Origin of the sequence: Streptomyces sp. NPDC004435, from assembly GCF_042873895.1 — a bacterium.
Lineage (GTDB): Bacteria > Actinomycetota > Actinomycetes > Streptomycetales > Streptomycetaceae > Streptomyces.
This window is the reverse complement of record NZ_JBIAMB010000015.1, coordinates 41,252-52,238: the sequence shown is the minus strand read 5'-3', so window position 1 is coordinate 52,238 and position 10,987 is coordinate 41,252. Positions and strand designations below refer to the sequence as shown.

Sequence of the window (10,987 nt, the reverse complement as noted above, 5' to 3'; positions counted from 1 at the left end):
CCGAAGGGTTTCCGCAGCCTGCTCCTCCACAGTCGGCGCGACAGCACGCGCGGCACAGCACAGCGGCGGAAGCCGAGGGACGCGGTGCCGTCCTGGGCACCCCCCGAATCCACCTGGAGCACCCCATGAGCACCCCATCGGACGCCGGCACCGCCGTCGCGTCGGCGGCACCCGTACGAGCGGAGGACACCGGTCCGGCCGACGAACCCCGGAAACTCCCCCTCCTCGCGCTGCTGGCGCTGGCCACCGCCGTCTTCGTCACCAGCCTCACCGAGACCCTGCCCGCCGGACTGCTGCCGGCGATGAGCGCCGACCTCGGCGTCAGCGCCTCGGCGACCGGACAGACCGTGACCGTGTACGCCCTCGGCACCGCGCTGACGGCGATCCCGCTGACGGCGGCGACGTCCGGATGGCGGCGCAAGCGGCTGCTGTTGGCCTCGATGACCGGCTTCGCGCTGGCCAACACCGTGACGGCCGTCTCCTCGGAGTACGGCCTGACGATGGCCGCCCGGTTCGTGGCGGGCATGGCGGCCGGTCTGGCCTGGGCGCTGCTCGCCGGCTACGCGCGCCGCCTGGCCCCGGCGCGCCTGGAAGGCCGCGCCCTCGCCGTCGCGATGGCCGGCATCCCGGTCGCGCTCTCCCTGGGCGTGCCGGCGGGGACGTACCTGGGCGAGGTCGCCGACTGGCGGACCGCTTTCCTGGCGATGACCGGGCTGACCGTGGTGCTCCTGGGGTGGATCGCGGCCGCCGTCCCGGACCGTCCCGGCACGCGAACCGGCGAACGCCCCGGCATGCTGAAGGCGTTGAAGGTTCCGGGCGTGCCGGCGGTGCTCTTCGTGACGCTGGTCTTCGTCCTCGCCCACACCGTCCTGTACGCGTACGTGGCCGCGTTCCTCGACGACCTCGGCATGGGCGGCAGCACCGATCTGGTGCTGCTGGAGTTCGGCGCGGCCTCGCTGGTGAGCATCTGGGTCGTGGGCGCCCGCATCCACCGGCGCCTGCGCGGGCTGACCGTGGCGGCGACGCTGCTGGTGGCACTGGCGGCGGCGCTGCTCGGCGTTCTCGCCGAGCACGCGCTCTTCGTCCACCTGGCCGCCGTGGTGTGGGGGCTGGGCTGGGGCGGCGTGCCCACGCTGCTCCAGACGGCCGGGGGCGAGGCGGGCGGAGACCAGGCCGACGGGGCGCAGGCCATGCTGGTGACGCTGTGGAACGTGGCCATGGCCGTGGGCGGCGTGATCGGTGGCATCCTCCTGGACACCGTCGGCAGCGGCGCCTTCCCCTGGACCCTGCTGGCGCTGCTCGTCCCCGTCCTGGCGGTGGTGCTCCGGGCCCGGTCGCACGGCTTTCCGGCCCGCCGGTCCGGGCCCTGAGGGCGCACCCTCGCGCCGCGCGGCGGCCGTTCAACCGGCCGCCCGCGCACGGCGGCGGTGCGCCCCTCGCCCGTGGCCGTGAATGATGGCGGGATGGAGCCACTCCTTTCCCGTCTGCCGGCCGAGTTCCGGTCCGTCCGCTACGACGGCTCGCGTTTCCCGGGCGCCGCCTCCGTGGCCGCCCGGCCGGGTCTCGGGCCGGGCGCCAACTGCCAGTTGTACGCCTACGAGGTGCTCCGGCACTTCGGCCTGCGCCCGCCGGACCTGCGCTCCTCGGAGCTGTGGGAGGACACGGAGTCCACCGTCCGCGTACCGCTCGCCGACCTCCGCCCCCTCGACCTGCTCCTGTACATTGCCACCGACCGGGCCTACGGAGCCCATGTGGGCGTCCGGGCGGGGGAGGACGCGGTCCTCCACCTGTGCGCGGAGGTCGGGCGGCCGGCGGTGTGGTGGCCGGAGGACTTCGCGGCGCGGGAGCGGTACGGCGTCCTGCTCGGCGCCAAGCGGGTCCTCCCGGCTCGATGACGAGGCCGGGCCGGTCGCCACGACCGGGTCCTCCCGGCCCGGATCGGATCGGATCGGCCGAGGCCCGCACCGCACCCCGGGTGTCCGCCGTCCGGCGTGACGCGGTCCGGTCGGCGTGACCCGCGACACGCATGATCGACGGCGATCCGGGGGAGGGGATTTCTATGGGAGCGAACGGAAACGGTCAGCCCGGCTGGACCTTCCTCACCAATCACGCGCGTGTCCTGCTCACCGTCGCCCGCGACCCTGAGGTGCGTCTGCGTGACGTGGCGTCGCGCTGCGGGGTGACGGAGCGGACCGTCCAGGCGATCGTCGCCGATCTCGAAGAGGCCGGGTACCTGGCCCGGGGCCGGGCCGCGGACGGCCGCCGCAACCACTACCGGGTCAACCCGGACGCCCCCTTCCGGCACCCCGCCGAGGCCGGGCACGAGATCGCGGGACTGCTGGCACTGCTGGCCCGTGAATCCGACCAGGCACAGGCAGAGTCCTAGGGCGTGTTCCGAGAGGAGCGCCAGTCCGCCCGGAGGGGCAGACGGGACTCTCGAGTCACGCCCCGGCCGCGGGGCCCGTCAGCGCCGACTGCGGCGGCGGGCGACGAAGAAGCCGAGGACGAAGCCGACGAGGAGCGTGACGGTGAGGACGATCCAGAGCGGGAGCGTGACCGTCGGGATCCAGAGCCGGATCGTGACCGAGCCGGTGTTGGCGGCGATGAACCAGATGGCGAGCGCGGCGACCAGGACGAATGCGAGGGTCCGCAGGCGCATGTCCCGTCCCTTGACCGTCACGGTCGCCGGTTCATGAGGCTGCTTCGCGGTGCGCTGAGACATGAGAGCCGGTTCCTCTCTCGGGGAGGAGGGGTCCCTCCCCAGTATCGAGGCGGCCGGGACCGCTGTCCCGTCGGACGCCCCGCCGGGTGCCCCACGGGCCGGGAGCCGGGCGCGGGCCCGTTACCTGTGGAGAACGGTCCCGGCGGTCCCGGGACGGACGAGTTGTCCACAGCCTCGGGCGGGCGGCCCGGTCGCGGTGCCCGGGCGGATAGGCTTTTCGGGTGGCCCTCATCGACGCTTCTTCCGACTCCTCCGACTCCTCCGCACCGAGCCCCGACGGATCCCCTGACGAGTCCCCCGACGGATCCTCCGACGCCTTGGAGGTGCTCCACCGCGTCTTCGGCTACAGCTCCTTCCGCGGCGAGCAGCAGGAGATCATCGAGCATGTCGTGGCCGGCGGTGACGCCCTCGTGCTCATGCCGACCGGCGGCGGCAAGTCGCTCTGCTACCAGATCCCCGCGCTGGTGCGGCCCGGCACGGGTGTGGTGATCTCCCCGCTGATCGCGCTCATGCAGGACCAGGTGGACGCGCTCAACGCCCTCGGCGTCCGGGCGGGCTTCCTGAACTCGACGCAGGACCCGTACGAGCGGCAGACCGTCGAGCAGGCGTTTCTCGCCGGGGAGCTGGACCTCCTGTACCTGGCCCCCGAGCGGCTGCGCACGGAGGGCGCCCAGCGGCTGCTCGACCGGGGCACGGTCTCCGTCTTCGCGATCGACGAGGCGCACTGCGTCTCCCAGTGGGGCCACGACTTCCGGCCGGACTACCTGGCCCTCTCCCTCCTCCACGAGCGCTGGCCCAAGGTGCCGCGGATCGCGCTGACCGCCACCGCCACCGAGGCCACCCACGGCGAGATCGCCACCCGGCTCGGCCTGGGGGAGGCACGCCACTTCGTCGCCAGCTTCGACCGGCCCAACATCCAGTACCGGATCGTCGCCAAGAACAACCCGACCCGGCAGCTCCTCGACCTCATCCGCGCCGAGCACGCGGGCGATGCCGGAGTCGTCTACTGCCTGTCGCGGTCGTCCGTGGAGAAGACCGCCGCCTTCCTCGCCGAGCACGGCGTCGACGCGATCCCGTACCACGCGGGCATGGACGCGGCCTCCCGCGCCGCGAACCAGGCGCGGTTCCTGCGCGAGGACGGCGTCGTGGTCGTCGCGACCATCGCCTTCGGCATGGGCATCGACAAGCCGGACGTCCGCTTCGTCGCCCACCTCGACCTGCCGAAGTCCGTCGAGGGCTACTACCAGGAGACCGGCCGCGCGGGTCGCGACGGCGAGCCCGCCACCGCCTGGCTCGCCTACGGCCTCCAGGACGTCGTCCAGCAGCGCAAGATGATCGACGGCTCCGAGGGCGACGAGAACCACCGGCGCGGTCTCGCCGCCCATCTCGACGCCATGCTCGCCCTGTGCGAGACCGTCGAGTGCCGGCGCGTCCGCCTGCTCGCCTACTTCGGCCAGAAGTCCGGGCCCTGCGGGAACTGCGACGCCTGCCTCGCCCCCGCCGAGTCCTGGGACGGCACCGTCGCCGCGCAGAAACTGCTCTCCACCGTGTGGCGGCTGGCCCGCGAGCGGCGCCAGAAGTTCGGCGCCGGCCAGATCATCGACATCCTCCAGGGCAAGAAGACCGCCAAGGTCATCCAGTTCGACCACGACACCCTCTCCGTCTTCGGCATCGGCGCCGACCTCGGCACGGCCGAGTGGCGGGGGGTCGTCCGCCAGCTCCTCGCCCTCGGGCTGCTCGCCGTGGAGGGCGACCACGGCACCCTCGTCCTCACCGAGGCCAGCGGCGAGGTCCTCGGCGGCCGGCGTCAGGTCCCGATGCGCAAGGAGGCGGCGAAGGCCGCGGCGCCCCGCAAGGAGAGCGGCGGCCGGTCCGGGAAGTCCCGCGTCCCGGTCGACCTGCCCGCCGGCGCCCTGCCCGTGTTCGAGGCCCTGCGCGCCTGGCGCGCGGCGACCGCGCGTGAGCAGGGCGTGCCCGCGTACGTCGTCTTCCACGACGCTACGCTCCGCGAGGTCGCGACGACGCTCCCCACGAGCGTCGCCGAGCTCGGCACGGTCGGCGGTGTCGGCGAGGCCAAGCTCGCCAAGTACGGCGAGAGCCTTCTGGAAGCCCTCGCCGGGTTCGCGGCCGAAGGCGGCACCGGTGGCGCGAGCGGTACGGCCCCGGCCGACGGTACGGCTCCGGCCGGCGACGCCGGCCCGGACGAGCCTCCGACTTCCGCCTCCGCCGCGGCCCCGTCCCGCGCGGCGACGCGGGCGGCCGACCAGCGGGCCGCCCGCTCGGTCGGCGGCGCGCCCGCCCCGGCAGCCGCGCGGAAGGCCGCGCCGGCGGCCCGTCCCGCCGCCCCGGCGGCGGCACCCGAGGACGAGCCGCTCTTCTTCGGCGAGGACGAGACCGAGCCGTCCTGGGACGACTGGGAGTGACGCCTGCGGGCCCGGCCGGACAAGCCCGGCCGGGCCCGGCCCTCACGGCGCCGCGGGTTCCACGGCGGCGGTCGCCTTCTCCCCGGCGGTCGCCGGCCGGTCCCGCCGGCCGAGGCCGCGGATGGCCGGGACGCAGAGCATCGCGCCCAGCAGCAGGAACGACACCGCGGAGGAGAACAACAGGACCCGGTCCGCGCCGAAGGACTCCGCCACGGGGCCGGCGAGGGCCCGGCCGAGCGGGATCACCATGATCGAGCCGGCGATGTCGTACGCGGAGACCCGGCTCAGCACGGCCAGCGGGATGTGGGACTGCACGCTCGTCGCCCACATCACGCCCCAGAAGGCGAAGCCGCAGCCGGCCACCATGCCCGTGACCGCCGTGAGCCAGAAGTTCCAGCCGAGGGCCGGCGCCAGCGGGTTGAGGGCGAAGAAGAACATCGCGCACACCCCCGCGACCAGCGGCCGTCGCGGACGGACCCGCATCCCCAGCAGACCGCCGATGATCGTGCCGAGCCCGTCGGCCGAGGCGATCCAGCCGTAGCCGGTGGCACCGTGCTGCTCGGTGAGGAGCGCCGCGCCCAGCGGCAGCGACGGGCCGAAGACGAAGAGGCCGTACACCGCCCACAGCGAGATCACGCCCCACAGCCAGGAGCGCGAGCGGAACTCGTGCCAGCCGGTGGCGAGCCGTCGCCACATCGGATCGTCGCTCTCGTCGTCCTTGTCCCGGGCGGAGGCGAGACCCCTCAGCGGCAGCAGGCCGCCCGCGCTGACCGCGTACGCCACCGCGATCACCACGAAGGAACCCGCCCGGTCCCAGTACGCCACCAGGAAACCGGCCAGACCGGGGCCGATGAGGGTGCTCATCGACTCGGAGATCCGCAGCAGCGCGTTGGCCCGCTGGATGTCGTCCGCGACCCGCGGCACGATGCTCGCCAGGCCCGGCTGGAACATGGCGGTCGCCGCGCCGCTCACCGCCATCAGCGCCATGATCTGCCAGAGCCGTACGTCGCCCCCGGCGAACAGGACGGCCATGACGAGCATCGCCACCACGCGGACCGCGTCCGCGCCCACCATCATGACCTGCGGGGTGAACCGGTCGGCGAGCACTCCGCCGAAGAGGATGAGCAGCACGATCGGCGCCATCCAGGCGGCGAGCGCGTAGCCCACGCCGGTCGCCCCGAACCCGGCGCCGAGGACCGAGGTGGTCACGGAGACCATCAGCATGCCGTCGGCGAGCAGTGAGGCGCTGCGGGCGGTGAAGAAGAGCCGGAAGAGCCGCGACCGCCACGGGCTGGGCAGCGGGGACGGGTCCGCCGCGGCGGTGTCATCGGTGGTCATGTGGCATCCCGGCCCCTGCCGGTCCCTTCCCTGAGAATCCGCTGCGCCGCGGCGTCCTGCCGCGGCGGGCCCTCGACGAACACGTACCGGTGCGGAGCCAGCACGCCCGGTCGCCCCGGCAGCACCGCCATCAGCGCCGCGTGCGCCCGGTCCGGCGTCATGTCGGCGTCCGCCCACTGCTGTTCGCGGGTCCCGACGTACGCCGTCAGCCGTTGCCCGCCCGTGTCGCCGCCGGGTTCCGCCTCCACCACGACCTCGACGGCCCACCCACCCGAAGCCCCGCCGGACGCTCCCGACGGCGCGTCGGACAGCGGGCCGGACAGGTCGGACAGCGCGTCGGACAGCGCGTCCGCGACGGCCGTGGGGGAGACCCAGCAGCCGTCCACCCGCACCCACTCGGGCCCGCGCGCCACCGGCCGCACTCCCGTCACCCCGGTCAGCGGACCGGGCGTGTCGAGCGGCAGATCGCCCTCGGCGACGGCCTCCAGGAGCAGCACCAGACCGGTGACCAGCTCCTCGGCCGCCGCTCTGGGGAAGAGCGCGGGATCGGCCCAGGTGGCGAGGCGTAGCTCCGGCTCCGTCTCGTACACGAAGGTCAGCAGCCGGGTCGGCAGCGACTGCCCCGCGCTCCAGGCGAGTTCGAGCTCCGGCGCGGCTCCCTCAGGGGCCGCCGCGGCGGCGAGGGTGCTGGGCAGGGCGCTGATGTCGTTGAAGACCGCGTCGCGCGCGAACTGGCTGCCGCGTTCGGTCGTGACCCGGCCGATCAGCTCCCACAGGTCGAGCGCGTCGAAGCGGCTGTGCCGGTACGCGTTCATCGCCGCGCCCCACGCCTTCGTGAGCAGAGCGTCGAAGGACGGCGCGCGGACGTCGAGGTCGAGCAGGGCGTCCTGGGACAGGGTGCTGACCGAGCGGGCGAGCTTCGGCAGGAAGCGGTTCGAGGTGGGGACGGCGGCGACGCAGACGGACTGGCCCGCCCGGTGCGCGGTGAGCACGCACCACGCGGTGAGCAGCACCGTGCCGGGCAGCGCGCCGGTACGCCGGGCGGCGGCGGCCAGGGCTCGGGCGCCGCGCGCCGAGCGGAGGGTGAGGCCCGGGGTGTCGGTCTCGGTGCCGCCGGCGTGGTCCTCGGCGAACATCGCCTGCGGACCGGTCCGCAGGATCCGCTCCCAATGGGCCAGGGAGGCGGCCGATTTGCGCCGTCCCGCAGGGCTCAGCTCCTCGGCGGCGAGGTCCAGCGGGGTGAGCGAGGTGACCGGCGGCAGCTCCTCGCCCGCCAGCAGGGCGAGCCATTCGTCGCGCAGGACCCCGAGGGCGCTGCCGTCGGTGACGGCGTGGCTGGCCGCGAGGGCCACCCGGACCGGCCGGCCCGCGCGGGCGAGGATCCGCAGCCGCAGGGGGAAGTCGAGATCGAGGCGGAAGCGGGTGTCCCGGGCCGCGCGGGCCACCGCCTCCGCGTACGCGTCCGGGTCCTCGGGGAGCGCGTCGTGGTCGAGGACGGTGACGGTGAACGAGCCCGCGGCGGCGACGACCTGCTCGACGGGGACGGCGCCGGTCCCGGCCTCGTACGGGAAGGTGGTGCGCAGGGCCTCGTGGCGCAGCGCGAGCGCCGCGAGGGCGTCGAGCGCCCGGTCCATCCCGGTGCCGTCGGGGACCGGCCACACGTCGTGGATGTTGATGCTGTCGGGCTCGTCCCGCAGGATGCAGCGGATCATGTTGGCCTGGCCCATGGTGACGGGGCCCCGGCGGGAGCCGCCGCCCGCGTAGCGGACGGTGAGGGTGCGGGAGCCGGTGACGCCGTCCGGGGCGTGCGCGGTCGTCACGGCGCCACGGCCGGTGCGGGTGCGGTCCCGGCCGCCCTCGGCGGGTGAGGCGGGTGCTTCACGGTGGTGCCTTTCGCGTGCGCGGTCAGGGAGCCCCAGGCGTCGACGAGCAGGGCGAAGTCCGTCATGCCGTCGCGGGCCTCGGTGAGGAGCCGGTCGCGCCGCTCGGTGAAGAGCGCGGCGGCGGTGGCGTACCGGCCGCCGAGGGAGCGGTAGCGGCGGACCAGGACGTCGAGCCGTGCCTCCTTGCCGGCCGGGTCGATCCGGGTGCTCTCGCGGACCAGGGCGGCGACGGCGGCGGGCCGGAGCCGCCCGGCGGGGTCGAGGAGCGTGTCGCCGGCCGCGGTGAGGCCCGCGTACACCGCGTCGAGGTGGACGCCGGCGAGCAGGTACTTGGCGAAGCGGAGCTGGTAGGCGAGGAAGCCGGCGTCCGAACGGCGCTCGTCCGTGTGGTAGTTGACGATGTGCCGGTTGTGCAGGACGCCGGGCAGTCGCGCCTTGTGCACGAGGTGGAGCAGGAAGTAGTCGGTGCCGATGGTGTCGGTGGCGGGCGGCAGCGGGACCCGGCCGTACACCTCGCGGCCGAGCGCGACGTTGCACATGTCGACGCGGGTCGGGGCGACCAGGGTGAGGGTGGTGAGATCGGTGGTGAAGGGCGTGTCGCCGGCGCCCCGGAACGCCTCGTCGATCAGGTTCCGGCGCCAGATCTCGGGGTATCCGGCGGGCACCGACAGACCGACGACCTCGTGGTACGCCTCCGGGTCGAGGGCGCGCAGCTCGGCCACGTCCACGGAGAGCTCGCCGATGAAGGACGCGCCGGCGAGGACGACGGTCCGGTCCGCGCAGCCGGGGTCGAGGCGGCTGCGGGTGACCTCACCGGCCACGTCCGCCGCCCGCCGGCCGAGCGCGGTGAGCTCGTGGTGGATCGGGAAGACCGGTGCGCCGTCGCCGAGTTGGTAGCGGCTGTCGGAGTCGCGCCGGTGCACCGACGCGCAGCCCAGCGCCTCCGCGATCAGGAAGGCGCGGTTGGTGCAGGCGCCGTACGACACCCGGTCCGGGAGCATCAGGTCGAGCAGCCGGTCCGCCCCGGCCGCTCCGGCCGCGGCCAGGACCTCCTCCAGGAAGGCGCGCTGCCGGTCCTCGTCGAGGTGGTGGACGACGACACCGGGCGCCGGCGGCAGGGCGGCCACCGCGGCCCGGTGGGCGGCGAGGTCGGCCGGCGCCGAGGAGTCCAGGATCAGCAGATGCACCTCGACGCCGAACTCCCGCGCTCCGTAGGCGGCTTCCTCGGCGACCGCGGCGATCGTCCCCGTACAGGCGCGGTGGGTGGGCAGGGTCAGGCAGACGCGGCGCACGCGGGCTCCCCGGTCGGCGCGGCCGCGGGTTCCGCCGCCCCGTCGACGGGCTCGTGCCAGGAGGTGAGTCCGAGCAACTTGGATCCCAGCGGGCTGAGTTCGGCGGTCGGATAGCGCTTGGACTCGTGCAGCACGGGGTCGCCGACGAGGGTGCGGTTCCAGCGCGGGGTGCGCAGGTGGCGCCAGGACTCGACGCGGGAGCGGCGCAGCTTCGCGTGCTCCTCCAGCGCCGGCATCATCGACAGGTACTGCACCGCGCGGACGCCGTCCGCGGAGGCGTTGCGGGCCACCCCGTGGGCGAGCAGGCCGTTCCAGATCAGCAGGTCACCGGGGTGCAGGTCGGGGCGGACGACGGGGAACTCGGCGCGGTCCAGGTCGGGGCGGATCGGGTCGCGGCCCTCGGGCTGCGCGAGCTTCCACTCCTCGAAGCGGCGGAAGAGCTCCGGGTCGCACTGGAAGCCGCCGGTCTCGGGGCTGGTGTCGTTGAGCGCGATGATGCCCTGCACGCGCTGCGGCGGCACGCCGAGGGTGGTGTCGATGTCCCAGTGCAGCTCGATGTCGAAGCCCCGGTCGGTGGGTTCGATGAGGGCGCGGTCGCGGTTGCGGACGTTGGGCGGGTTGAGGTTGAGCCGGTCGAGGGTGACCCACAGCTCCTCGCAGTCCCAGACGTCGACGAAGGCGTCGTAGACCCGCTGGGCCTGGCGGCTGTCCCAGAGCAGCTGGTGGTGGTACGCCTCGACGAAGCCGTAGATGTGCAGCTGCTGGTCCAGCTCCGAGCGGAACGGCCGGTCCTCGTACCAGCTCTCCGGCCGGTCCGGGTCCAGGCCCTGGAAGTCCCAGGCGAAGTCGAGGAGCCGGCGGGCCGCCGCGGCCGGGATCGCCTCGCGGACGATCACGTAGCCGTACGTCTGCCAGTGCGTGAAGTCCTCCTCGGAGAGCACCCGCAGCGGCCGGGTCTTCCGCAGCTCCCGCAGGGTCGTCGCGGCCAGGTAGGACTCGCCGTCGTCGCTGAAGTACGGGCGCTCGGTCGCCGCCCGGTGCAGGTAGGGGGCGCGCGGGCGGCGCGCGGCGGCGGGGGTGGGTGGCGTGGTCAAGGGTCCCTCCAGCGGGGGTCGGGCGGCGTGCGGGCACGGGGGAGAGGGGGCACGGCGGGACGGGGCGCGGACCTGGCGACGGTGGAGGGACCGCGGGGGACGAGGGAAAGAATTGGTGTAGACCAACACTGGTGTCAAGTGACTCGGTGGTATGCGTCGCGTGTCGGCCAATGGCCCGAAATCGAGCCTTCGGGAGGTCAGTTGGCTCGGGATCTTTGGTCTAGACAACCATCGC

9 protein-coding genes are annotated in these 10,987 nt (G+C 74.3%); 4 read left to right on the top strand and 5 right to left on the bottom strand.

Translation table 11 applies throughout. The features are described 5' to 3' along the window. Positions 1-125 precede the first annotated feature (125 nt). From ACFYT9_RS25740 to ACFYT9_RS25730, 3 genes are all read left to right on the top strand, one after another. Positions 126-1,370: an MFS transporter gene (locus tag ACFYT9_RS25740; protein WP_387276251.1), complete on the top strand. Its 1,245-nt coding sequence runs from the start codon at positions 126-128 to the stop codon at positions 1,368-1,370. Between the two features lie 93 nt (positions 1,371-1,463). Continuing rightward, entirely contained in the window at positions 1,464-1,895 is a 432-nt protein-coding gene (locus ACFYT9_RS25735) for a hydrolase (RefSeq protein WP_389167662.1), read from the top strand. 164 nt (positions 1,896-2,059) lie between these two features. Beyond that, positions 2,060-2,386, top strand: a complete 327-nt coding sequence (locus ACFYT9_RS25730) for a helix-turn-helix transcriptional regulator (protein ID WP_376599438.1) — start codon at positions 2,060-2,062, stop codon at positions 2,384-2,386. A gap of 78 nt (positions 2,387-2,464) precedes the next feature. Here ACFYT9_RS25730 and ACFYT9_RS25725 read toward each other — a convergent pair whose 3' ends face one another. Continuing rightward, entirely contained in the window at positions 2,465-2,722 is a 258-nt protein-coding gene (locus ACFYT9_RS25725) for a LapA family protein (RefSeq protein ID WP_376599436.1), read from the bottom strand. A 323-nt stretch (positions 2,723-3,045) separates the two neighbouring features. Between ACFYT9_RS25725 and recQ the strand changes: the two genes are divergently transcribed. After that, entirely contained in the window at positions 3,046-5,145 is a 2,100-nt protein-coding gene (gene recQ / locus ACFYT9_RS25720; protein WP_389167910.1) for a DNA helicase RecQ, read from the top strand. A gap of 42 nt (positions 5,146-5,187) precedes the next feature. Here recQ and ACFYT9_RS25715 read toward each other — a convergent pair whose 3' ends face one another. The 4 genes from ACFYT9_RS25715 to ACFYT9_RS25700 are packed head-to-tail and all read right to left on the bottom strand — an operon-like array spanning position 5,188 to position 10,752. Continuing rightward, complete coding sequence (locus ACFYT9_RS25715) at positions 5,188-6,483, bottom strand: MFS transporter (RefSeq protein ID WP_389167659.1); 1,296 nt, start codon at positions 6,481-6,483, stop codon at positions 5,188-5,190. Then, positions 6,480-8,303 carry a condensation domain-containing protein gene (locus ACFYT9_RS25710; protein ID WP_389167656.1) on the bottom strand — a complete coding sequence of 608 codons (1,824 nt, stop codon included), beginning with the start codon at positions 8,301-8,303 and terminating at the stop codon, positions 6,480-6,482. Before ACFYT9_RS25710 ends, ACFYT9_RS25715 begins: the two co-directional genes overlap by 4 nt. Beyond that, positions 8,300-9,658 carry a DUF6271 family protein gene (locus tag ACFYT9_RS25705; RefSeq protein WP_389167654.1) on the bottom strand — a complete coding sequence of 453 codons (1,359 nt, stop codon included), beginning with the start codon at positions 9,656-9,658 and terminating at the stop codon, positions 8,300-8,302. Before ACFYT9_RS25705 ends, ACFYT9_RS25710 begins: the two co-directional genes overlap by 4 nt. Beyond that, positions 9,640-10,752, bottom strand: a complete 1,113-nt coding sequence (locus tag ACFYT9_RS25700; protein WP_389167653.1) for a phytanoyl-CoA dioxygenase family protein — start codon at positions 10,750-10,752, stop codon at positions 9,640-9,642. Before ACFYT9_RS25700 ends, ACFYT9_RS25705 begins: the two co-directional genes overlap by 19 nt. Positions 10,753-10,987: the final 235 nt, after the last annotated feature.

Coding starts and splice junctions, on each gene's coding strand:
- ACFYT9_RS25735 (WP_389167662.1), top strand. CDS start 1,464: ATGGAGCCACTCCTTTCCCGTCTGCCGGCCGAGTTCCGGTCCGTCCGC.
- ACFYT9_RS25740 (WP_387276251.1), top strand. CDS start 126: ATGAGCACCCCATCGGACGCCGGCACCGCCGTCGCGTCGGCGGCACCC.
- ACFYT9_RS25715 (WP_389167659.1), bottom strand. CDS start 6,483: ATGACCACCGATGACACCGCCGCGGCGGACCCGTCCCCGCTGCCCAGC.
- ACFYT9_RS25725 (WP_376599436.1), bottom strand. CDS start 2,722: ATGTCTCAGCGCACCGCGAAGCAGCCTCATGAACCGGCGACCGTGACG.
- ACFYT9_RS25730 (WP_376599438.1), top strand. CDS start 2,060: ATGGGAGCGAACGGAAACGGTCAGCCCGGCTGGACCTTCCTCACCAAT.